Source organism: Phaeobacter gallaeciensis DSM 26640 (assembly GCF_000511385.1).
Classification (GTDB): domain Bacteria; phylum Pseudomonadota; class Alphaproteobacteria; order Rhodobacterales; family Rhodobacteraceae; genus Phaeobacter; species Phaeobacter gallaeciensis.
Window position 1 is genome coordinate 1,374,350 of sequence record NC_023137.1, and the last position, 23,529, is coordinate 1,397,878.

Consider the following 23,529-nt stretch of genomic DNA (forward strand, 5'->3'; position numbering starts at 1 on the left):
CGCGCTTTCCCCCTGTTTTCTCCGGGGCGGCGGCATCAATATGCCGTTTCCCGTTTTGACCCCACGCGCCGCTGCACCTATATAGGCGGCACTGCGCGAGAAAGGCTCTACAGTGGTCAGATTTATTCTATCGTTCTTTGGTTCCATCTTCAGCACCATCACGCTGGGCATCGCAATGATTGCCCTGACCATTGGTGCGGTGTTCTGGATCTATGGCCGGGATCTGCCCAGCCACGAATCCCTGGCGCAATATCAGCCGCCGACCATCAGCCGGATCTACTCCGGCGAGGGGCAGCTGATCGACGAATTTGCCCAGGAACGCCGGTTGTTTACCCCGTCGGAGGAAATTCCCGATCTGGTGAAGCAGGCTTTTATCTCCGCCGAGGACAAGAATTTCTACAGCCACAAGGGCTACGACATGCGCGGCATCGCCGCTGCGGCGGTTGAGGCTGTGCGCTCGCGCGGGGAAAACGTGCGCGGCGCCTCCACCATCACCCAGCAGGTGATGAAGAACTTTCTGTTGTCCGGTGACCGCAAGGCAGAGCGCAAGATCAAGGAATTGATCCTGGCCTCCCGTCTGGAAGAGACGTTGAGCAAGGAAGACATTCTCGAACTTTACATGAACGAGATTTTCCTTGGCCAGAACTCCTATGGTGTAACGGCGGCGGCGCAGACTTATTTCAACAAAACGCTGAGCGAATTGGCCCCGCATGAGGCCGCGACGCTGGCCTCCATGCCGAAGGCGCCGTCGGATTATCACCCCGTGCGCCAGAAGGACCGCCTGCTGGCGCGGCGCAACTATGTGCTGCGGGAGATGCGCGAAAACGGCTATATCTCCGATGCGGTTTACAAGGTTGAGGTGGATCAGCCGCTGCGCTCGGTCCAGAACGGCGATTTCGACAGCTTCCGCACCGCGCTGCCGCCCCGGGATTATTTCACCGATGAGATCCGTCGCCAGCTGTCGGAGGACTTTGGAGAAGGGGAATTCTTCACTGGCGGTTTTACCGTGCGCGCCACTATCGACGAGGAAATGCAGACAGAAGCCGCCGCTGCCCTGCGTGCCGGTCTTCAGAAATACGACCGGTCGCGCGGGAACTGGCGCGGCACCGGCGTGACCCTTGATGCAGAGGCGTTGGCTGACGAAGAGAGCTGGCGCGCGGCGCTCAGCAACGCCTCCGTACCCCGCGATATTGATCTGGGTGGTAAATGGCATCCGGCAGTGGCGCTGGAGGTTGGCGACAAGAACCTGCGTGTGGGCATCGAAGGTGTGGCCGAGATCGGATCGGTTCCACGCGCGGACATCAAATGGATGAAGGGCAGCTTCAAGGACAATATCTCCGCCGGGGATGTGGTGCTGGTCCGCGCAGTGGAGAAAGACGGCGCGCTGCAACATTGGTCGCTGCGTCAGGTGCCTGAGGTTCAGGGCGGCTTTGTCGCGATGGATGTGAACACCGGCCGCGTTCTGGCGATGCAGGGTGGGTTCTCCTATCAGCATTCGGTGTTCAACCGCGCTACACAGGCGCAGCGACAGCCGGGCTCCAGCTTCAAGCCTTTTGTCTATGCGGCAGCGCTGGACAGCGGCTATAGCCCCGCCACAATCGTGGTGGACGCACCGATTGAGATCAACACCCCGCAGGGGCTGTGGCGCCCGAAGAACTCTTCCAATAAATTCTATGGTCCGACGCCGCTGCGCACCGGGATCGAGATGAGCCGGAACCTGATGACCATCCGTCTGGCGCAGGAAGTCGGCATGGAAGTGGTTGCGGGCTATGCCGAGCGCTTTGGTGTCTATGACAATATGGGGGCCTTCCTGGCCAACTCATTGGGGGCGGAGGAAACCACGCTTTATAAAATGGTGGCGGCCTATGCGATGTTTGCCAATGGGGGTGAGCGGGTGCAGCCGACGCTGGTAGACCGGATTCAGGACCGCCGGGGCGAGACCATCTATCGCCATGATGATCGCGACTGTGTCGATTGTGCCTCGCCCGCATTGGCGGCGGGACAGGCGCCCCGGATCGTGGACAACCGTGAGCAGGTTATGGATCCGATCACGGCGTATCAGCTGACGTCAATGATGCGTGGCGTGGTGGATCGCGGCACCGCCTCCAGCGTGATTAACCTGCCGGTGCCAACTGCGGGCAAAACCGGGACCACCAACGACTCGCGCGATGTGTGGTTCGTCGGCTTTACTTCCAACATCGTGGCTGGTTGCTACATGGGCTTTGACCAGCCGCGTCCGATGGGGCGGGGGGCCTACGGCGGCACCATGTGTGGGCCAGTGTTCCAGCAGTTCATGCAGAAGGCGACAGCCAAATACGGTGGTGGTAAATTCGCCGTGCCCGAGGGCGGTCATTTCATCAAGATCGACCGCTATACCGGCGCGCGCCTTGCCGATGCCGCCTCGGGTGGCAATGTGGTGGCAGAGTATTTCCGCGATGGCGCCGAGCCGATCTTTGGTCTGGCGTTTGATGGTGGCTTTGCGATGGGGTCAAACCTGCCGCTGTTTGAGGAAGCCGCGCAGTCGGCGCGTCGCGTGACCACATCGGATGGCGGTACCGCTGTTCTGGGACCAAAGGCCACGTTTGGCACCATCAGTTCCGGCGGACTTTACTGACGCCTGCTGAGGTGAGCGGACTTATCTGAGGGGCGGGGCGTGGATATCACGACCCCGCCCGTTTTACGCTGTGCGGTGACGGGCTGCGCCAATCGCCCCACTGCCTGCTGCCCCGACTTGCCCGTAGGGCGCGGGTGGTTTATCACGCAGGCCTGATACGTGATTTCAAGGGATTGCCATGCGCGCCGAAACTCAGAACATCGTGGCCGATATCGAAAAGTCGCTGGAGCTTTTGGCGCAGCGTCTGGATTGGGAAACCGCCGAGTTCCGCCTGGAAGAGTTCAACGCCCGCGTTGAGGATCCCAACCTGTGGGATGACGCCGATGCGGCGCAGGCCCTGATGCGCGACCGCCAGATGCTGGTGGACGCCATCGACACCTATAAGTCGATCAAACAGGATCTCAGCGACAATATGGAGCTGATTGAACTGGGTGAGATGGAGGAGGATGACGAGGTCATCGCCGACGCCGAAGCAGCCCTTAAAGCGTTGAAGGAAAAAGCCGCCGAGAAGGAGCTGGAAGCGCTTCTGGATGGTGAGGCCGACAGCAACGACACCTTCCTGGAAATCAATGCAGGGGCAGGCGGCACGGAAAGCTGCGACTGGGCCTCGATGCTGGCGCGGATGTATGTCCGCTGGGCCGAAAAGAAAGGCTATAAGGTCGAACTGCAGTCCGAAAGCGCGGGCGAAGAGGCGGGGATCAAATCCGCAGCCTATAAGATTTCTGGCCACAACGCCTATGGCTGGCTGAAGTCCGAAAGTGGGGTCCATCGTCTGGTGCGGATTTCGCCCTATGACTCGGCGGCGAAGCGCCATACCTCGTTCAGCTCGGTCTGGGTGTACCCGGTGGTGGATGACAATATCGAGATTGAGGTGAACCCCTCAGATATCCGGATCGATACCTATCGTTCGTCGGGCGCGGGCGGCCAGCACGTCAACACCACCGACTCGGCCGTGCGGATCACCCATGAACCCACCGGGATTGTGGTGACCTCCTCCGAGAAGTCGCAGCACCAGAACCGTGACATCGCCATGAAGGCGCTGAAATCGCGGCTGTATCAGCTGGAGCTGGACCGTCGGAATGCGGATATCAACGCCGCTCATGAGGCGAAAGGCGATGCCGGTTGGGGGAACCAGATCCGCTCCTATGTGTTGCAGCCCTATCAGATGGTGAAAGACCTGCGCACCAGCCACGAGACCTCGGATACCAAAGGTGTGCTTGATGGTGATCTCGATGGCTTCATGGCAGCCACACTGGCGCTGAATGTGGCGGGCAAGAGCCGCTCGGAGGCGCAGGGGGACTGATCGCAGGATCGGGCTGTTCCGGATTCGCGAGCGTCAGACCAACTGGTTGAATTCAGCGAAACCCGTTTGCTCCGGCAAGCGGGTTTTCTTTGTGTTTTGGCCCGGCTAGGCTGCTGGTAACGGCCACCTAGGAGCGCCTTTTGATGAATGAGACCACACCCAGCGCCCGCGAGACTCTGCAGAACCTCTCTGCCGGTCGGCGTACCGCTGTTGCGCTGATGACTGAGACGCTGGCGCGCATCGATGCGCTAAATCCCGGCGTCAACGCAATCGTCGCGCTGCGGGACCGCGAGGTGCTGCTGGCGGAGGCTGCGGCGGCAGACAGGTCGGCGACGCGGGGACCGCTGCATGGGCTGCCCATGGCGATCAAGGATTTGGCCAATGTCAAAGGCATACCTGCGACGCAAGGCTCGCCTTTGCTGGAGGATTTTGTGCCGCAGCAGGATGACTTGATGGTGGCGCGGCTGCGGGCAGCAGGCGCTTTGATCATCGGCAAGACCAATACTCCAGAATTCGGCCTTGGCTCGCATACCTACAACCCGGTCTACGGCGCCACGGCGAACCCCTATGACCGCAGCCGCAGTTGCGGCGGGTCATCCGGTGGCGCAGCGGCGGCGCTGGCGACAGGGATGGTGGCGCTGGCCGATGGCTCCGACATGATGGGATCTCTGCGCAATCCGGCGGGGTGGTGCAATGTCTACGGCTTCCGACCGAGTTGGGGGCGGGTGCCGGGAGAGCCGCGGGGCGATCTGTTTCTGCATCCGCTCTCGACCAACGGTCCGATGGCGCGGAACCCTGAGGATCTGGCGTTGCTGCTGGATGTGATGTCAGGGCCGGATCCACGCCAGCCGCTCGCGGCCACAGCCGGGGCTGAGCTCCTTGTCTTGCCCTTACCAGAGGTGCGGCCGATGAGGATTGGCTGGCTGGCAGATTGGGGCGGGGCCTATCCGATGGAACCGGGCATTCTGGAGACCTGCGAGACGGCGCTGGAGGTTCTGCGCACTCTGGGTCATCAGGTGGAGACGCTGGCAGCACCCTTCGCTGCAGAGCGGATCTGGCAAAGCTGGAGCACGCTGCGCTCTTTCGCAGTGGCTTCGGGGCTCCGGGTTTTTGCCGGGCAGATGCCGCAGTTGAAAGAGAGTGCCCAATGGGAGCTTCAGCGTGGGCTGGCCCTGAGTGGACAGGAGATCCAAGCGGCGTCGGACCTGCGTTCAGACTGGCAGCGGGTTGCGGCGCGCCTGTTCTCGCAATACGACGCGCTGGTCTTGCCGACTGCGCAATGCTGGCCCTTCGACATTGCGCTCGATTACCCAAAGATGATTGGGGAGACCGCACTCGACAGTTACCATCGTTGGATGGAGGTGGTGACCCCCGTTAGCCTGATCGGTGTGCCCTGTCTGGCTGCCCCTGCTGGGTTTGGCCCGGCTGGTCTGCCGATGGGGGTTCAAATCTTTGCAGCACACGGGCGGGACCAGGATTTGCTGGCCTTGGGACAGCAGTATCACAGCGCAACCCATTGGCCAGACCGTCGCCCACCGCAAACGCCATTCACAACCGCCCGCTGAACAGCTGCGTCAGGAGATCTCGCATGGAAGAAAAAGCCTTTGGAGTGCCCGATTTGCAGCCGATGACGCTGGCAACGCTGGGGCAGGCGTTACGGCATGGCTGGGGTGACTTTCGTGCCAAACCGGGCTTCGGGCTGTTTTTTGCCAGCGTTTACGTACTGGCTGGGTGGATCATGGCCTGGATCACCGTGGCGACCGGCACCACCTTCTGGTTGGTGCTGGCGGCGATCGGGTTTCCGCTGATTGGACCCTTCGCTGCAGTCGGCCTCTATGAGGTGTCACATCGTCTGGAGCAGGGGGAGGCGCTGGGATTCGGGGCCATATTGGGGGTGGTCTGGCAGCAAAGCCGCCGCCAGCTGCCGTCGATCTGCGCCATTATCATCATTGTGTTTCTGTTCTGGTTCTTCCTTGGCCACATGATTTTTGCCCTGTTTCTGGGGCATTCCACGATGACCAATATCTCCAGCTCGCCCGAGGTCTTCCTGACCGCAAATGGAATGACAATGCTGGCTGTTGGCAGCGCTGTTGGTGCGATTTTTGCACTGCTCCTCTATATGATCACGGTGCTGTCGCTTCCGCTTTTGCTGGATCGGGAGGTGGATTTTGTCACCGCCATGATCACCAGTTTTTCCTATGTGCAGAGCAATTTTGTGCTGATGATCCTCTGGGCGGCTGGCATCGCTGCGGCGACATTTGTGGCGATGATCCCGGGGTTTCTGGGGCTGCTGCTGGTGCTCCCGCTGCTGGGCCACGCCAGTTGGCATGTCTACCGACTGATCGCGGCGCGGACCTGAAGAGCGGCGCCGCGGCTCCTATCTGAACCGGGTGCCGACACCCAGCAGCCGTTGCTGGAACGGGCTGAGGTCATGTTGTTCGACAAATCCTGCCCGTCGACTCGCGCTTAGGATGGAGCTGTGGTTTTGGCCCAGATGTTCATAGACCATACGTGTGACGCGGTCGGCGGTCTCGCTTTCGCGACAGGTGCGTGCGACGTAGCCAGCCCAGACATTGGCTTCCATGGCAGGTACATTGGCCAGATAGTTGAAGGACGAGGTGCGCCCGCCGCGCCGCGCGAGTGTAAAGGCGACCCCATCGTCGCAAACCGATGCGCAGCCGCGAAACTCGCGGGATTTTGCATCAGTCGGCAGCCCTTGGTAGCGCATGGCGGATTTTGCCTCATAGCCACGGACATAGGTGATACCTTCGCGGCGAAAGACCCGCACCAGCCCCAGAATATAGCGGTCCGTCCGCACGAAGCTGCGGCGCAGAAACTGGTAGAGACCGGATGGGAAAAACGCTTCGGTCATATTGGTGACGCTGGGGCCCAGAAATTCGTTCAGAAATGGTCCCTGCAGGATCTGCCCGTTACAGGAGAGCTGCGCGACCGGGTCCAGCAGGATGCGGGCATCCACATCAAAGAAATTGCAGATCCTGTCTAAGACGTCGGGCCGTGGAAAACTTTCTCCGGTCAGATATCGGTTGAACTGGGTCCGGTTGATGCCCAGACGGCGTGATAGCTCCGATATGGACGGGTAATCCCTAGCCAGTTGCCGCAGGTTGGCGCCGAACATACTGCGAAGTTCGGCAGGGGAACGATCGGGCTGGCTCACGAAGGTCTCCTCTATGTCAGCAATTTGGCTTAATACCAGATCTTGCGGTTGTCCTAGTGTGAGCATATCACAGTTGTAGATAATAGTCGCGAAGTTGACGCTATATAGCATCAATTCTGCAAAAAACGACACAAATTGGTACAGATGTTTTCTGATGTTTTCGGTGTTCCTCCTACATGATTTATCTCAAAATGGGTCGGGGCCAATGTGAGGTATGATATGATTGGTGTCGTTCTGTGGACCGACTATGATCTACGGCAGGCTGTGATCTGGTGTGAAGATCACGGGGATCTCGTCTACTATCGCTGGACTGCACTGGACGCGCCGCCTGCGCTCAGCAAGGGTGATTGCGTGGCATTCCATGTCGAGACGAAAGGTGCCTTGCGGTTGGCCGGCGATCTGCGCATCATCGAGGAAAGCCAGAGCCCGGAGCTGGCTGCCAAACTGGTTCGGGCCGAGCATGATGCCAATCTGCAGCCGCCGAAGTCCCGGTCCAAGGCAACTGTCATGTCTTGGGAGGATGCGCGCCGCGATCCGCTATATCCCAACGCTGGCGAAGCGGAAGGGAAGGAGGGCGAGCTGTCGCAAGCAGGCTCTTATGGCGTGCCGGATGTTCGCCCAGTCGGTGGTGCAACAGTGGTTTCTTTTCCGGATAAGAAGACGAGAGAGGCCCGTGCGCAGACAAAGCGGCGCAGCGGCTGACATCGGCGGCCTTTCGGCATGTATTGCGCGGTGCACGCCATTTTGGGACCTTTGGCTAAGAGCCTTGCTTAACAGTCGTCACCACATGTGAAATGCCCAACAAAGAAGGGGGCTGTGTACTGACGCAGCCCCCTTTGAGTACTCTGTAGTGCAGGTTAGTTGCCGCGCAGCAGCGCCGCAACGCCGGTACGGGCGATCTTGGTCAGCCCCAGGGGGCGCATCAGTTCGGCAAAGGCGTCAACCTTATCCGGTGCGCCGGTCAGCTCAAAAATGAAGCTGTTTAGCGTAGTATCGACAACCTTGGCGCGAAAAATCTCCGCTAGGCGCATGGCTTCAACCCGTTTGTCGCCTTCGCCTACGACTTTCACGATGGCCAGCTCCCGCTCGACAAAGGGGCCTTCCACGGTGAGGTCGGTGACCTCATGCACGGGCACGATCCGGCCCAGCTGTGCCTTGATCTGCTCAATCACTTGCGGCGTGCCTGTGGTGACAATGGTAATGCGTGAGAGATGGCCAGTATGGTCCACCTCGGCTACGGTGAGGCTGTCGATGTTGTAGCCACGACCGGAGAACAACCCGATGACACGGGCCAGCACGCCGGGTTCGTTTTCCACCAGAATTGTGATGGTGTGACGTTCCTGAACATCCGAAAAATTCGGACGCAGGTTATAGGCAGAATGGCTGGTGGAGCCTTTTTTGATATGTAGGGCAGACATTTACGTCCCTTTCCTAAAGTCCGGGGCAGGGCGATGACGCCCTGCAAAACCTGTTCGTAACCTTGGTTAAACCAGCACCGCGCCGCCGGATTGGATGACACCTTGGGTTTCGGCTTCGCCCAGCAGCATCTCGTTATGCGCCTTGCCCGAGGGGATCATCGGGAAGCAGTTTTCGTGCTTCTCCACCAAGCAGTCAAAGATCACCGGACCGTCGTAGTCGAGCATCTCCATGATTGCGTCGTCCAGATCCTTGGGGTCCTTGCAGATGATGCCTTTGGCGCCGAAGGCTTCGGCGAGCTTCACGAAATCGGGCAGCGCTTCGGACCAAGAATGGCTGTAGCGCTCGCCATGCAGCAGCTCTTGCCACTGGCGCACCATGCCGAGGCGTTCGTTGTTGAGGATGAACTGTTTCACCGGCAGGCGGTACTGCACGGCAGTGCCCATTTCCTGCATGTTCATCAGCCAGGAGGCTTCGCCTGCCACGTTGATCACCAGCGCGTCCGGGTGCGCCACTTGCACCCCGAGAGAGGCCGGGGTGCCGTAGCCCATGGTGCCAAGACCACCGGAGGTCATCCAACGGTTGGGATCTTCAAACCCGAGGTATTGCGCCGCCCACATCTGGTGCTGGCCCACCTCGGTCGTGATGTAACGGTTGCGGTCCTTGGTCAGGGCCTCAAGCCGCTCAAGCGCGTATTGCGGTTTGATGGTGTTTTCAGACGCGGTGTAGGAGAGGCAGCGGATATCGCGCCATTCCTTGATCTGGTCTTGCCATTGCGCAATCGCTGCGCTGTCCACCTTGCGGCCGCGGCTTTTCCAGACCTTCAGCACGTCTTCCAGCACATGGCCGATGTCGCCAACAATCGGGATATCTACGCGGATCACCTTGTTGATCGACGAGGGGTCGATATCGATATGTGCCTTGGTGGAATTTGGGCTAAACGCATCGAGGCGGCCGGTGATGCGGTCGTCAAACCGCGCGCCGATATTGATCATCAGATCACAGCCGTGCATGGCCATATTGGCCTCATACAACCCGTGCATCCCCAGCATTCCCAGCCAGTTCTTACCTGAGGCGGGATAGGCACCCAGCCCCATCAGGGTGGAGGTCACCGGAATGCCCGTCGCCTCGGCCAGTTCGCGCAGCAGCTGGCTGGCGCCGGGGCCGGAATTGATCACTCCACCGCCGGTGTAGAATACCGGGCGTTTGGCGGTTTCCATCGCGGCGACCAGCTCGGTGATGGCCTCCAGATCGCCTTTTACAGGCGGCTGGTAATGCGATGCGGCGGGTTTTGGACCCTGGTAGGTGCCGGTGGCGAATTGCACATCCTTCGGAATGTCGATCAGCACCGGGCCGGGGCGACCGGCTGTGGCCACGTGGAAAGCCTCATGCAGGGTGCCTGCCAGCTTCTCAGTGTCTTTCACCAGCCAGTTATGCTTGGTGCAGGGGCGGGTGATGCCCACGGTGTCCGCTTCCTGAAAAGCGTCGGAGCCGATCATGAAGGTGGGCACCTGGCCGGTCAGAACCACCAGCGGAATGGAGTCGAGCAAGGCGTCGGTGAGGCCGGTCACCGCATTGGTTGCACCCGGACCGGAGGTTACCAGAACAACGCCCGGCTTGCCGGTGGAGCGGGCATAGCCCTCAGCTGCGTGCACAGCGCCTTGTTCGTGGCGCACCAGAATGTGCCGGATATCATTCTGCAAAAAGATCTCGTCATAAATCGGCAGAACAGCACCACCGGGATAGCCAAAGACCGTGTCCACCCCCTGATCCTTCAGGGCCTGAACAACCATTTTTGCGCCGGTCATCTCACGTTTCATCTGCTTTAGCTCCAATTGGCGGCATCGTCTGTTTCGCATAAAAAAAGCCCCCGATTTCTGGTCGGAGGCGCATGGGTTCGATTATGGTGTACCGTTACCGGCCCATGCGCGTGGTTCCTACGACTACGACTAGGATTTTCATCGTCTTGGCTCCTTTAGCGTTGAAGCGGACCTTAGGACTGGGGGCGGGGGGCGTCAACAGGGAAATGAACCGAAAACACCCTGGTTCAGGACATTTTATTGCGTCAGGTCGGCGCGTAGCGACATTATTGGGGTTTCGGGTGGGGAAAATCGTGCCATTTCGGTCCTGATTTCCCTGTTTAGGGTAGGTCAGCCCTCGTGCATCGGGGGGTGTCGGGTCTTTTCCTCCACCGATATGCCCGGCTGTGGACCTAATTTACTGGTACTGCCGCTGCATCGCAGCGTTGCGTCGGCTCAGTATCTGACATTGCCATCGGGCGGGTCAGAAACTGTGACCGGTGCCCTGCAGAACGCCGTGTTCGAGCGCATAGCGGGTGAGGCCGGCGGTCGAGGAAATTCCCAGTTTGCGTTTGATGTTCTTGCGGTGGGTTTCCACCGTGCGCACGGAAATATCCAGCGCCAGCGCCACATCCTTGTTGGATTTGCCCTGTGCCAGCTCCAACAGAATGGTCTGTTCCCGCCCGGTGAGCGCCTCGCGATCAGGATCATCCTTGGGCTTCAGGGAGCCTTCGGCACCGGTGCAGAGATAGGTCTCGCCGCGCATCACGGTATCGATGGCCTGACGGATCTCTTCGGTCGGAACGTCCTTTAGCACATAGCCCATGGCGCCATGAGCCAGCGCGCTGGAGATATATTCCGGGCTGTCGTGCATCGACAGGATGAGGATACGAGTGGCGGGAGACTGTTCCAGAATGATCTCCGTCGCACTCAAGCCGCCGAGTTTGGGCATATTGAGATCCATCAGGATCACATCCGGTTTCAGCGCGCGCGCCTCACTCACGGCCTCTTCGCCATTGCTGGGAATGCCCACGACTTCGATGTCGTCGTAGCTTTCGAGGATGGACTGGATGCCCTCGGCGACCATTGGGTGATCGTCGACGATCAGAACGCGAATGGTGTTTGGCATGATCGCCCCTCATGTGGCTTGCGCGGTTCCTGTGGCCCTATGCTGTTATGACAGATCGGGCAGGGCGCAGTTTGGCTCAGGACACCCGTTTGGAGGTCGCATTGGCCGCGTCTCCGGGTGGCAGAAGATGGCTCAGCGGCAAGAGCACCTCAATCACCGTGCCGCTTTGCGTGCCCCGTGATGACAAAATCCTGAGGGTGCCGTCAAGCTGTTCGATCCGTTCCTGCATGTTGCGCAGCCCGATCCCCGGGCCACCGCGGTCCTGCACTGGTGGGAGGCCACGGCCATTGTCCGTGATCCGCATGGTGGCGCCACGGGCATGACCGCGCAGATCCATGCTGACCTCGGTGGCCTCGGCGTGGCGTTCGATATTGGTCAGCGCCTCCTGCGCAATGCGGTAAAGCGCGATCTTGGCATCTGCGTCCAAGCGGTTGCGGAACACCACGGTGCTGAACCGCGTCTCGATGCCGGTGCGGGCGGCAAAGTCGTCGGTCAGCGCCTTCAGCGCTGGCCCCAGACCCAGATCATCCAGCACACCGGGGCGCAGGTCGCGGCTGATGCGGCGGACCTCTGTGATGGCGGTGCCCAGATGCGAGATACCCTTGTTCAAGGGGGCATCGACGTGGTCGAAATCGCCGCGTGAGAGCCGCCTACGGGCATTGTCCAGGGCGTAGCGCACCCCAACCAGCAGCTGGCTGATCCCGTCATGCAGTTCGCGCGCGACGCGGCCGCGCTCCTCTTCCTGTGTATCAAAGACCCGCTGAGTCAGCTCTTTCAGCTTGGCATCGGCCAACCTGCGTTCGCGGATATTCAGCACCATGCCGGAGGCAAAGACCAGACCCAGCGCAAAGAGGGTGATCCCCCCGATATAATAGAATGTGCGGCGAATGCGGGTCTCCACCTCGGCGCGAGAGGCTGCGACGGAGGCCAGAACATCGTCAATAAACACGCCGGTCCCGATCGCCCATCGCCAGTCCTGTAATCCCAGAACATAGGCGACCATTTGCGCTTCTTCGCCGGTGGAGGGTTTTTCCCACATAAACGTGTGCCAGCCGGCCCCCTGACGGGCGAGGCGGATGAATTCATCCACCACGGGCGTGCCGCGACTGTCCGTAAGACCGCGCCAATTCTTGTTGATATATTCAGTTTGGCGTGGGCTGACCAGATTGGTCCCGTCATAGTCATAGACAAAGAAGAACCCGTCCCGGTCATAAATCATCGCGCTGAGGATCTGGGTCACCTGTTCCTTTGCGGCCTCGTCGTCCGGAGCGGCCAGCCCGTAGATATGCGAGAACCCATTCCGTGCCTGTGTCACATAGTTGCGCAGTTCGGCCATCTTGGCCTGCAACAGCTGCTGCTCCAGTGCCTTGATCTCCCGTTCGGCCAGTGCGCGCGACTGCACGGCGACAAGAACGGCAATGGCCGCCCCGGCGACAATGAGCGGTAAGGTGGCCAGCAGAGAGAGTTTCTGAGCATAGTTCGGTCGCAGGAAATCGGGGATCAGACGCATGGTCGAATCGTTACGCAATCCGATTTGAGAATCAAAGCCCCCATTGGTGCGGTCACCGCACGAAAGTCCGACGCCCCCCATGTTACCATCACGGCCTGCCCGGATTTTGGCCAAAAAATTTGGCCAAATTGCGGTTTTCTACGCAGTAGTAGGTATTCACATGACGCAGGGTGCGGCTAGGCTTGCCCCACTCGACAAGACCTGTTTCGGGCGCAGACCCGGAGCAATCCAATTAAATGGGAGGAGAAACCTATGGATCGTCGTTCCTTTTTGAAGACATCCGCGCTGGGGGGCAGCGCCGCTGCAGCAACCACTCTGGCCGCACCAGCCTATGCACAGGGCAAACGCACCCTGACCATGGTCACCACATGGGGCCGTGGCCTGGCAGGCGTCCATGACTCGGCGCAGTATGTTGCCGATGCCATCACTGCCATGTCCGGTGGCGACCTGACCGTTGATGTGAAAGCCGCAGGCGAGCTGGTCGGCGCGTTCGAAGTGTTCGACGCCGTGACCGCAGGCCAAGCCGACATGTACCATGGCGCAGACTATTATTTCACCGGCCAGCATCCGGGTTATGCATATTTCACTGCCGTGCCTTTCGGCATGACCCCGCAGGAACTGACCAACTGGTATTACCATGGCGACGGCCATGCGCTGCATGATGAACTGGGCCAGATTTTCGGCCTCAAGTCCTTCATCGGCGGCAACACCGGACCGCAGGCCGGTGGCTGGTACAACAAGGAAATCAAGGGCCCCGAAGATTTCAATGGCCTGAAATTCCGCATGCCGGGTCTGGGCGGCAAGGCGCTGGGTAAACTGGGCGCGTCCGTGCAGAACATCCCAGGTTCTGAGGTGTATCAGGCGCTGTCCTCCGGCGCGATTGACGGCACCGAGTGGATCGGCCCCTGGGCGGACGAAAAGGCCGGTTTCCAGGAAATCACCAAGACCTACTACACCGCTGGTTTCCATGAGCCGGGTGCGGCGCTGTCGGTTGCCACCAACCGTGACGTCTTTGAAGGCCTGTCGCCTGCGCATCAGAAGATCATTGAGATGGCAGCGGCCGCCGGCCACCAGTGGAGCCTGGCTCAGTTCATGAACAACAACGGTGCAGCGCTGCAGCGCCTGCAGTCCGGTGGCGTGAAGACCCTGGAATTCCCCGACAGCGTCTGGGATGCCTTCGGTGCCGCGACCAAGGAAACCCTGGACGAGTTCATGGGCGACGAACTGTTTGCGAAAATCCGCGGCAGCGTCGAAGAGTCCATGAAGGCCTCCTCCGGCTGGATTACCAAATCCGAAGGCGCGTACCGCGTTCAGCGCGACCGCGTTTTGGGCTAACCCTCTTCGAGCGGTTTCAATCGGATCCTCCGCAGCGGCGGGGGATCCTTTCGCAATTGCAGCCGGCAGGGATGGTCGCGGCCATCTGTGCCCATCGGGTCCAACGATCCGTGCGCGCCTGATTTTATCCCAAAGATGACAATCAAACGGCCCGCGCTGCACGCATTTATTCGAGGGAAAAATGCAGGACGAAAGTGGCGTTTCCTTTTTTGGAGCCTTACTGGGCGGCCTGATCTGGCTGGTTCAGAACATTGCGGGCGCCTTCTATAATTTCGGCTATGCCGTCGCCAACCCGCAGCTCTGGCTCGATTGGTCCGACAAGGCCTCTGTCATGCGGTTTGTCTACTATGGCGGGTCGGTTGAGTTCTTCTTTGTGGTGTTTACCGCGTTTCTGGTGCTGACGGCTGTCGGCATCTATCGTCATTCCATTATGTGGGGGGTCGTGCGCGGGTTGGAGGGCTTTGCCAACACGCTGGGGCGTCTGTTTGCCTGGGCAGGCCTGCTTATGGTGCTGCAGCAGATCATTATTGTATTCATGCAGCGGGTGTTTGCACGCCCGGACATGAGTTTTGGTCTGGGCATCGCGCTGGAAAAAGACATCAGTTGGTTTGCAGAAGAACTGAAGCTTTACAATGCTTTGGTCGTCTGTCTTTGCGTGACCTACACGTTTGTGCAGGGCGGCCATGTGCGGGTGGATCTGATCTATTCCGGTATCAGTTTCCGCGCCAAGCGAGTGGTGGACATGCTGGGATCACTGATCTTCATGATGCCTGCCGCAGTGCTGACGTGGATGTATGGCTGGTTCTTCCTGTGGCGCCACCTGATTGTGCCCAAACCCTCCGCCTCTGACACTCTTGAGCGACTGGTGATGAAATCACGGGCCCTGCGCTGGAACGTGGAAACCATCGGCTTCAGCCCCAACGGGTTCAACGGGTATTTCCTGTTCAAGATCCTGCTGGTGGTCTTCGCCGGTATCGTCTTCCTGCATGCCATCGCGTTTTTCTACCGCTCCTTCCTTGAGTTTGTGGAAGGGCCTGGCAGTGAGAACAAACACCTCGACAAGGACAGCCTTGGTGAAGGTGAAGAAGCCTATGAAGGCGCGCATTAAATAAGGGACAGCCCCCATGCTATTCGGACTTGATGGCGTTGAAATCGGCCTGATCATTGTCTTCTTCTGCCTCTTTGGCGGTATTCTTTCCGGCTTTCCGGTGGCCTTTGCCATCGGTGGAGCCGGGGTCATCTCCTTTGGGATCATTGCGGCACTCGACAGCGCCGGGATCCTTGTTCACCAGGCCATCGACACCTCGTCGCAGGTCTATCGGGATCTGGTGAATTCCGGCGTGAAGCCGGATACTGTGTCGGTCTTCCGATACCCCGATCTGCCACGCGTCGCCGAGGCCGTCTTCCCCCAAGGCTGGGAAGTTGCGATGGATCGCAACGTCTCCTTTATTGTGAACCGGATGAACGAACGGGTTCTGGCGGGGGCGTCGATTGAGACCCTGCTGGCGGTCCTAATGTTTGTTCTGATGGGCATCACACTGGAACGTTCCAAGATCGCCAACGACCTTCTGACCACCATGGCGCGCGTCTTTGGCCCGCTGCCCGGCGGTCTGGCAGTGTCGATTGTCGTTGTGGGCGCGTTTTTGGCAGCCTCAACAGGGATCGTGGGCGCAACCGTTGTGACCATGGGGCTGCTGGCGCTGCCAACCATGTTGCGCAACAACTATTCGCCGGAACTGGCGACTGGTGTGATTGCGGCCTCCGGGACGCTTGGCCAGATCATTCCGCCGTCCATTGTGATCGTTCTATTGGGCACGCTGGCGGGAGATCTCTACTCCACCGCGCAGGAAGCCCGCGCGCAGGAGTTTGGCTGCTCTGATGCGCTGACCTATCTTGGCGAGCCCGCGGTTGTGTCGGTGGGCACCCTCTTTCAGGCAGCGCTGTTGCCGGGCATTATGCTGGCATTGCTCTATGCACTCTATGCCTTTGGGTACGCGCTGCTGAACCCGGAAAAAGCCCCTGCGGTGGTTCTGGAAGGTGGCACCGGTGAGCCGATCACCCGTGGCGAAGGCCTGACCTGGTTCCTTGGCGTACCGGTTGCGTTGATTGCGGGTGCTATGCTGCTTGGCCAGATCAATCTGATTGGCAGCCAGAACGTCAATGTCTCTGCCTTCTCCGATGCAGGTCAGACCGCAGCATTGCGCACCAATGTTGGTGATGACTGTAAGGCCGCGATGATTGATCTGCATGGTCAGGAAGCCTGGGATGCAGCAGTGGTCGAACAGGAGGCCATTGATGCGGCTGGCGGCGTGACCCAAGCAACCAAGCTGACAGAGGAAGAGTTGGAAGCTGCCAAGATCGCCAAGATCGACGCCGCAGCCCCGATTGGCACCGGTCTGACCGTGCTGATGGTTCTGATGGGGCTGGTTCTGGCGGTGGGGCGTGGTGTTTCGCCCTCGGCCGATCCTAAGCCGCTGATCCTTGGCGCAATTGGCGTTCTGCTGATCGCGTTGGTGGATGTTGTGGCGATTGCTCCGACCACCAGCCCGGGTGTCACCGTTGTGCTGATTGCGCTGCCGACGCTTCTGGCCCTTTATGGCTGCAGGGTCGCTGCGGGACGCAGCGCCCAAAACGATCTGATCCGGGTGGTCTTTCCGCCGCTGATCCTGATTGTTGCGGTGCTGGGGTCCATTCTGGGCGGTATCACCAACCCGACGCCGGCTGCGGCGCTTGGGGCCGGTGGCGCCATTATGCTGGCGGCCTACCGCAAGCTTCAGGATCAGGGCAAATCCGGCAAGATCATCATCTGGGCAACCTTCGCAGTGGCAATCTGTATTCTGGTTGGCGTGAATTTCGATTTGCGCATCAACGGTCAGAGCGGTGTGTCGGCCGAAACGGTCATCGCCTTTGGCGTGGCCTATGGCGCCTACCTCTTTGCGCTGTTTGGCCTGCTTTATGGGTGCTGGGTGTTGTTCAAGGGCGGGGTGCTCACCCCGGTCGTGCGCGAAACCGCCAAGGTGACATCGATGGTGTTCACCATCCTGATCGGCTCGCAACTGTTGAACCTGGTGGTGATCTCTTTCGGCGGGGAGCATTACATCCAGCAGTTCCTCAAGAGCTTTGACAGCGAGTTGAAGGTCTTCCTCATTGTGATGGTGGTGCTGTTCATCTTGGGCTTCGTGCTCGACTTTCTTGAGATCATCTATATCGTGATCCCCATTGTCGGGCCGGTGATCTATGGTGGGTCGTTCGATCCGAAATGGGTGACCATCATGGTGGCTGTGAACCTGCAGACGTCCTTCCTGACGCCACCCTTTGGATTTGCGCTCTTTTATCTGCGCGGGGTGGCACCGAAGGAGGTCACCACAGGCCATATCTATCGCGGGATCCTGCCATTCGTGCTGATCCAGGTGGTGGGGCTTGGCATTCTGTGGATGTTCCCGTCGATCGTGACCATCGTCCCGGCGCTGATGCCGAACTGATCCTGTTTAATCGACAGATCAAAGGGCCCTCCAGACGGAGGGCCCTTTTTATTTCATTGATATGCCATCAAGGGGTGCCTGCCGCCCTGGGCGCATTCATTTTGGGATGCTTTCAGGCCGTAAGAGGCGCGCGAGACCGCTTAGGTAAGCTGAAGAAGATCCCAGCGATTGCCGAAGGGGTCGCGCCAGACCGCGACACTGCCGTAGGCTTCGTGGCGGGGCTCTTCCTCGAACATGACGCCTGCGGCAAGCATCGCGGCATGATCGCGGTCAAAATCATCGGTGCGCAGGAACAAGCCAACACGGCCACCGAATTGATCACCGATAATGGCCCGCTGCGCATCACTGTCAGCACGTGCCAAAATGAGGCTGCCTTGGCTGGCGCCGGGCGGCAGGATCCGCACCCAGCGTTTGCGCCCCTGGTCAATGTCCTCGGCCAGTTGCCAGCCAAGCGTTCCGCAATAAAAGGCAATCGCCGCGTCGTAGTCGGGCACGACAAGGGTGACGGCATGAAGGCTCTGCATAGGTTACCTGCTGTGGTTGCGCGAATCTGGCAGGTGGATATTGGCGACCTGTTCCGCAATCGGATCGGTCGACAGGGGATGTGCCGTGTCGTCGAAGGCGTCGGGGTCGGTCATCGGCTGCCAGGCGCCGCCGTGGTAGACCTCAAGCCCGGTGAACTTGGCCTTGTAGCCCATCTTGGCGCTGCCAGGAACCCAATAGCCGAGATAGACATAAGGCAACCCGGCCTCACGCGCGATTTCGATATGGTCCAGGATCATGAAGGTACCGAGCGAGTTCTGTGGCAGATCGGGTTGGTAGAAGGAGTAGACCATGCTCAGCCCATCTTCGAGAACATCGGTGAGCGATACAGCGGTCAGCGCATTGGTCTCACGATCGTTGTATTCCACCACCCGGCTGCGGATCGGTGTTTCTTCGATCATGGCAGCATATTCAAAGACATCCATATCAGCCATCCCGCCATCGGCATGGCGGCTGTCCAGATAGGTGCGAAACAGCGCATATTGATCTTCTGTTGCCCAAGGCGAGGTGGCGCGCCGCTCCAGCCCGGAATTGCGCTTCAGGGTCCGTTTCTGCCCCCGGCTGGCCTTGAAGTCAGCAACATTGATCCGGGCCGACAGGCAGGCCGAGCACTCCGAGCAGGAGGGTCGGTAGAGCACGTTCTGAGAGCGGCGAAAGCCCTGTTGTGACAGGCTGTTGTTGAGCTGCTCAACCCCATCCCCCTGTAGCGCAGTAAACAGCTTACGCTCCATCCGATCTGCCAGATAAGGGCAGGGCTGCGGCGCAGTCACGTAGAACTGTGGGGCAATCGGCAGAGTATGGCGCATCAGGCGGGTGGGTGTCCGTTTGGTCTTGGCGCGGAAGGTCCCGTTGTCGCATAGATGCGCTGACAGAGCGGGGCACTCTGGCCGCTAGGTTGATGCCGATGATAGCAACGCCACCGCCATGCGCCAAGAGGCCAGTTTCGATTAAGGTTTACAGAGTTTGAGTGTTGGATCGGGTTCGCGTTTTTGACCGTTGTCTCGACGCTCAGCTTGCCGGTTATCTGCGCCGGTTCAGCATTACCGTGCCCAGTACCGCATCCGTCAGCCCCTGACCGCGCGCAGACATCAGCATCATCAGGATCGAGATCACCTGCAGCACGGGAAAGGCCATCGAGATCGAGTAGCCAGCGGTATGCAGTAACGCGCCCTGACCATCAAGCTTGCGCCCCGAAAGGTCCCGCAGCTCAATCCCGGCGATAACCATTCCCCACGTGGCGGAGCCTGCCGCGATGGTGACAGCGCGGTAGATGAAGCCGATGACCAGATAGAGCAGGGGCCAGATGAACAGCCCAGTAAAGGCGGTGAAAACCACCGCAACACTGGCCAGAAGCGTGATCAAGACGCTGTCAATCAGCCAGGCGAACAGGCGCTTTGAGGCAACAAACTGGTAGAAATCGGCCTGATAGTCGGGGTCGGGCAGGGCGGTCATCACAGCCTCCTTCTGGCTTTATCTCGGTGGGATGGGGGAATGGATCTGCGGCCTACGAGAAGCGGCAGCGGTTTTGGCAACGGTAGGTGCCCCGCCCCGGATGGGGCGAGGCTGGGGGGACAGAGGTCAGTGACGCTTGCTACGACGGGAGCTGCTATCGTCGTTATCCTCATCGTCGAGTTCGATAGCCTCATCATCGTTCTGCAGCGCGCGCTCATGCATGAACTCATCGAATTCCGATTTATCCTTCGCGGCGCGCAGGCGCTGCAGGAAGGCCTCAAAGTCATGCTGTTCCTGCTCCAGGCGCTGCAAGGTGTCGGCCTTGTAGGCGTCAAAGGCGCTGTTGCCAGACGGAGTCATCGCCGACATGCCATGGCGAGCCCAGGATTTACGGCGAGCGGTGCAGGATTTCGAAAACATACGTTTGCTCCAGATCATGTAAAACAAGAGGGCCAGGCCAACCGGCCAGAAGAATACAAAGCCAAGGACCATCGCGGCGATCCAGGCGCCTTTGCCCTTGCTGTCCAGCCAGGATTCGCTGCGGGAAAACCAGCCCTGTTCGGACGGCTGCGGGGCGGTTGAGGTATAACTCGTCATCGGGGTCTCCAGGTTAACGTTGCAAGGTGCGGCGTCTATGTAAATGCGCTTCACATTATGGAATATCGGAGTCCCCGGACTTGGTTTCAAGGCTCGATGTAAATCTTTTTCACATAATGACGCCTATTGTGAGGAGTGAGTGAAAGGCAGCGGTGTAGCGGTGAGTGTAGCTGCGCTCAGCCGACTTTGACCTCTGGTTTCGGTCCCGGTTTGGTACGCTGCCGCACCGCCGCATGGCGGCTTTGAGCCCAAAGTGATCGATTCTGCGGTTGGAATGAATGGCTGCTTCAGAGATGCAGTAGCTTGATTCTGGATTTTCTATGTGCGAAATCTTAACGCCCCTCCTTTGGTGTCCAGCAACTGCTGGCGTTAAACACATCAACGGCTTTCAACAGCCAATAGAGTAAATTGTAACACCCGATGTTTAGAGTAATGAGACTAACTGCGAGAATCCTGGCAATGCCTATGCTGATATTTGGCGTGTCTGGGGTACTACTAGCGGCTTCAGGCTACTATTCGCCTAACTCCACGGGGTTTAATGCTAGTTGCATGACACAGTTGCTGACGAGCACCCGCCTGTTGGTCTTGTGTGTCGGCTCAATAGCAATTTCTTTTGCAGTTGTATATTTGGGGTATGGTTCCTATAAGCTCATATTTCTTTTGGGTTTTTTGGCTTCGACATTAATTTGGCTGGGTAACTATGAAAGTGATCTTGGAGACCTGCGAGATGCTGCAAATCTCAACAGTGACGAATGTGTGCGCCGGGGATTGGCCTTAGTAATCGTTTTTTGCGGCGGCGTTATTTTGCTGCTGACGCTAGGTCAAGCGGCCATTCGAAAAGGAAGCAATTAGGATAGGCTGTGCGATATCTGTCCTTTAATCGACGGATTTTGCAGTTCAATAGTGATTTTCGTTTGGCGGCGCCAGGTTTTCTGATGCTCCAACAAAAAAGGCAATATGAGGCCACTCCGACAAATGTCCCCCACGCCTTAGTTGGACGTTTTGAGGGGAGGTGCGCCAGTTTGAAAGAAGACATAGGCGCAGCCGCAGCGAAATGATGCTCTGTCCGCATCCAGTCCGTTCGATGATGGTTGGTGGCTGCTCTTGCGGCGAAGGTCTGCTCCATCCGTTGCTCGTGCAGCATGGGACCGCCGTCCGGCTGGCAGATTTCACGGCTTTGCAAAGGTCTCTATCTGCGCTTTGCCACCGCTACTGAAGGTGTCCGATTATGCCAAGGGAGTACGGCAGTCGATTAGTCCTCGTCATTGCCTCCATCGTCATCGGGCCGATCCTCATGCCAATAAATGTAGTTGAATAGTGCATCGAGTTCGGTGAAATCGCGAAGCTCGAGCGCCTTGCACACGGCGCCCGCGTGATCGCAATAGAGCTGATACTTGTCGGGGCTCACGCTTCCCTTCGATGGGTGAAGCGGGAATTCATCGTAGCCAGCTAGACGCAGACCCGCGACCGCATTCTGATTCATAACCGCAAAACGTGTGTTGTCCAACGTGTGCAAAATCTCGGTAAGGAGATTGATCCCAGCACCTTTGATGTTTGCAAATGCCGCGTGGAGAGTAGCGAACGCATCACGCGGCGACAAATCAGCGTGATCGATGATCGATGCCACCGCGCAGACAAAATCCTCGCGCTTCTCAGTAATGCGCGTCTTTGCGCGGTCGAGGCCGCCCGAATGAAATGACCCGATTAGATGCTCATATTCGGTCAAGAATCCATGCGCTGTTTTCCCCTTCCACGCTGCGATGGAACGAAGCTGTGTCGGCGCAACCGAAAGATTGTCCCGTCTGGCTTTCATTTGAGCATTGAACGGCGATGATGCGTCACCTTCCTGCATCATTCTCAGGAAGCCGGCTAGGACATCGAATGGCGCCTCGTCGGAATTAACAGCGTGTGAGGCGCGACGCTTTGCAAAACGCGCCCATGCAGCGTTGATCGCATGATCATTTGCATAACTATCAATCAGCGGCTTTGTCGCCAGTACAATCTCATTATTGTCGATCAAGCCGTCGAAATGACTAGTGATCTTTTCCATCATCGCGCTGCTCTCATCGTCGATCAGAAGCGACGCTTCATAATTATGAAGCAGTCCGCCTTGCGTGAAGTTCGCCGATCCGACAACGATCTTGCATCCACCGCCGGTCTCGAATGCATAAATTTTCGGATGAAACGTACTCTGGGAGTTACTGAGGTATAATTCGAGGTTGTGCTTCTTGCTCAACCGGAAGAGGGCACGAAGTAGCGCAGGATCAGTGTGATAAAAATCCAAGCCGACCGCGAACCGCGCCGCCATACCTTTAGACAACGCCTTTTCCAGTGGCGCTTTCATTTCCTTCCAGCCCGACATTTTTGCGAATGCGACCATGCATTCGAAACGCCGCGCATTCTTGAACAGTGCTCCAATCTCCGTTCGGTGGCCCGTGCAGTCGTCATTAAGCAGAAGTTGGATTGATTGCGTGTGCGCCATGCTTCCCCCTTGAATTCAGGGGAAGATTTAATGTCTTGGCGCAAAAAAAGAAAGAAGGCCGTGGCAATAGCCTCGGTCCGTTATCCACCTGTCACTGGCGAGCCTTTCAACCAAGGCACCAGCGACCAGGGGCGAGGCGCGACACGTGACCGGCATGTCCGCACTGTGTGAATTCACGGGGTTCAGAAGCTTGCTGTCGCAGCGAACGGCAGAAACATCGGGCTGCGACGCAGCACAACAGCTCAGCTGGTTGCGTAAAACGGCCGAGTTTGCAAAGGGCGCTTGCTGCGCAGTACTGACGTTGGGGCTACAAAACTGCGCTTGCGAAGAATTTCGGCGAAGTGAGCAAGTCCGTCAGAATCAGTTCCAAGTTAGGGGGTATGGATAAGACAGTCGTGTTTGATCATCTATTTGATTTTATGTAGCTAATCCCGTTCTAGGAAATGACCGTTCTGATGGTGCGCTAGTTCCAAGTTCGGTGGACTACATGGCGGTTAGAAACTCAACATAAGGGCCCTTATTGGGTTTTTGCTGCGCTGCTGTGATGGCACCGCTTTGGCTGGGGGGCTGTGCCCTCACAGCCTTACAATAAAGGCCGACAGGGCAGGTGGGCGGTGTTGTGCGCTACGATGGAGAGCCTGGGCAGCATAGAGGCAGGTAGCCCCGGATAATTTGAAACTTGAACTGTCTCA

At 58.6% G+C, this 23,529-nt stretch carries 19 protein-coding genes; 9 read left to right on the top strand and 10 right to left on the bottom strand.

Annotated features, from left to right (window positions below):
- The first annotated feature begins 112 nt into the window (after window positions 1-112).
- From GAL_RS06680 to GAL_RS06695, 4 genes are all read left to right on the top strand, one after another.
- Window positions 113-2,614 carry a penicillin-binding protein 1A gene (locus tag GAL_RS06680; protein ID WP_024096820.1) on the top strand — a complete coding sequence of 834 codons (2,502 nt, stop codon included), beginning with the start codon at window positions 113-115 and terminating at the stop codon, window positions 2,612-2,614.
- 178 nt (window positions 2,615-2,792) lie between these two features.
- Window positions 2,793-3,917, top strand: a complete 1,125-nt coding sequence (gene prfB, locus GAL_RS06685; protein ID WP_024096821.1) for a peptide chain release factor 2 — start codon at window positions 2,793-2,795, stop codon at window positions 3,915-3,917.
- Window positions 3,918-4,060: 143 nt separating this feature from the next.
- A complete protein-coding gene (locus GAL_RS06690; protein ID WP_024096822.1) occupies window positions 4,061-5,482 on the top strand; it encodes an amidase in 1,422 nt (473 codons plus the stop codon).
- Between the two features lie 23 nt (window positions 5,483-5,505).
- Window positions 5,506-6,276 (top strand): DUF2189 domain-containing protein, encoded by a 771-nt coding sequence (locus GAL_RS06695; protein WP_024096823.1) that lies wholly within the window; start codon window positions 5,506-5,508, stop codon window positions 6,274-6,276.
- An 18-nt stretch (window positions 6,277-6,294) separates the two neighbouring features.
- On the opposite strand, the gene GAL_RS06700 is transcribed toward GAL_RS06695, so the two are convergent.
- Window positions 6,295-7,053 (bottom strand): helix-turn-helix domain-containing protein, encoded by a 759-nt coding sequence (locus GAL_RS06700; RefSeq protein WP_040103959.1) that lies wholly within the window; start codon window positions 7,051-7,053, stop codon window positions 6,295-6,297.
- A 258-nt stretch (window positions 7,054-7,311) separates the two neighbouring features.
- Here GAL_RS06700 and GAL_RS06705 point away from each other — a divergent pair, with 258 nt between their 5' ends.
- Window positions 7,312-7,794, top strand: coding sequence for a hypothetical protein (locus tag GAL_RS06705; RefSeq protein WP_024096825.1), 483 nt, complete (start codon window positions 7,312-7,314; stop codon window positions 7,792-7,794).
- A gap of 155 nt (window positions 7,795-7,949) precedes the next feature.
- Here GAL_RS06705 and ilvN read toward each other — a convergent pair whose 3' ends face one another.
- The 4 genes from ilvN to GAL_RS06725 all read right to left on the bottom strand — a co-directional run bounded on the left by ilvN (window position 7,950) and on the right by GAL_RS06725 (window position 12,946).
- Window positions 7,950-8,510, bottom strand: a complete 561-nt coding sequence (gene ilvN / locus GAL_RS06710) for an acetolactate synthase small subunit (RefSeq protein WP_024096826.1) — start codon at window positions 8,508-8,510, stop codon at window positions 7,950-7,952.
- A gap of 66 nt (window positions 8,511-8,576) precedes the next feature.
- Window positions 8,577-10,328 carry an acetolactate synthase 3 large subunit gene (locus GAL_RS06715; RefSeq protein ID WP_024096827.1) on the bottom strand — a complete coding sequence of 584 codons (1,752 nt, stop codon included), beginning with the start codon at window positions 10,326-10,328 and terminating at the stop codon, window positions 8,577-8,579.
- A 463-nt stretch (window positions 10,329-10,791) separates the two neighbouring features.
- A complete protein-coding gene (locus GAL_RS06720) occupies window positions 10,792-11,436 on the bottom strand; it encodes a response regulator transcription factor (protein WP_024096828.1) in 645 nt (214 codons plus the stop codon).
- A gap of 76 nt (window positions 11,437-11,512) precedes the next feature.
- Complete coding sequence (locus tag GAL_RS06725) at window positions 11,513-12,946, bottom strand: cache domain-containing protein (RefSeq protein ID WP_040103973.1); 1,434 nt, start codon at window positions 12,944-12,946, stop codon at window positions 11,513-11,515.
- Between the two features lie 252 nt (window positions 12,947-13,198).
- Between GAL_RS06725 and GAL_RS06730 the strand changes: the two genes are divergently transcribed.
- The 3 genes from GAL_RS06730 (at window position 13,199) to GAL_RS06740 (ending at window position 17,763) form a co-directional block, all read left to right on the top strand.
- Entirely contained in the window at window positions 13,199-14,281 is a 1,083-nt protein-coding gene (locus GAL_RS06730; RefSeq protein WP_024096830.1) for a TRAP transporter substrate-binding protein, read from the top strand.
- Window positions 14,282-14,462: 181 nt separating this feature from the next.
- Window positions 14,463-15,389, top strand: a complete 927-nt coding sequence (locus GAL_RS06735; RefSeq protein ID WP_024096831.1) for a TRAP transporter small permease subunit — start codon at window positions 14,463-14,465, stop codon at window positions 15,387-15,389.
- A 16-nt stretch (window positions 15,390-15,405) separates the two neighbouring features.
- A complete protein-coding gene (locus GAL_RS06740; protein WP_024096832.1) occupies window positions 15,406-17,763 on the top strand; it encodes a TRAP transporter large permease in 2,358 nt (785 codons plus the stop codon).
- A gap of 140 nt (window positions 17,764-17,903) precedes the next feature.
- Here GAL_RS06740 and GAL_RS06745 read toward each other — a convergent pair whose 3' ends face one another.
- The 4 genes from GAL_RS06745 to GAL_RS06760 form a co-directional block, all read right to left on the bottom strand.
- Complete coding sequence (locus tag GAL_RS06745) at window positions 17,904-18,287, bottom strand: VOC family protein (RefSeq protein ID WP_024096833.1); 384 nt, start codon at window positions 18,285-18,287, stop codon at window positions 17,904-17,906.
- 3 nt (window positions 18,288-18,290) lie between these two features.
- Window positions 18,291-19,112 carry an arginyltransferase gene (locus GAL_RS06750; RefSeq protein ID WP_024096834.1) on the bottom strand — a complete coding sequence of 274 codons (822 nt, stop codon included), beginning with the start codon at window positions 19,110-19,112 and terminating at the stop codon, window positions 18,291-18,293.
- Between the two features lie 214 nt (window positions 19,113-19,326).
- A complete protein-coding gene (locus tag GAL_RS06755; RefSeq protein ID WP_024096835.1) occupies window positions 19,327-19,758 on the bottom strand; it encodes an RDD family protein in 432 nt (143 codons plus the stop codon).
- Between the two features lie 126 nt (window positions 19,759-19,884).
- Window positions 19,885-20,355 carry a DUF2852 domain-containing protein gene (locus GAL_RS06760; protein ID WP_024096836.1) on the bottom strand — a complete coding sequence of 157 codons (471 nt, stop codon included), beginning with the start codon at window positions 20,353-20,355 and terminating at the stop codon, window positions 19,885-19,887.
- Window positions 20,356-20,904: 549 nt separating this feature from the next.
- On the opposite strand from GAL_RS06760, the gene GAL_RS22460 reads away from it, so the two are divergent.
- A complete protein-coding gene (locus tag GAL_RS22460; protein ID WP_145957936.1) occupies window positions 20,905-21,207 on the top strand; it encodes a hypothetical protein in 303 nt (100 codons plus the stop codon).
- Window positions 21,208-21,607: 400 nt separating this feature from the next.
- Here the strand turns inward: GAL_RS22460 and GAL_RS06765 are convergent, their stop codons facing one another.
- On the bottom strand, window positions 21,608-22,837 hold the full coding sequence (locus tag GAL_RS06765) for a phospholipase D family protein (protein ID WP_024096838.1): 1,230 nt from the start codon (window positions 22,835-22,837) through the stop codon (window positions 21,608-21,610).
- Between the last annotated feature and the right edge of the window lie 692 nt (window positions 22,838-23,529).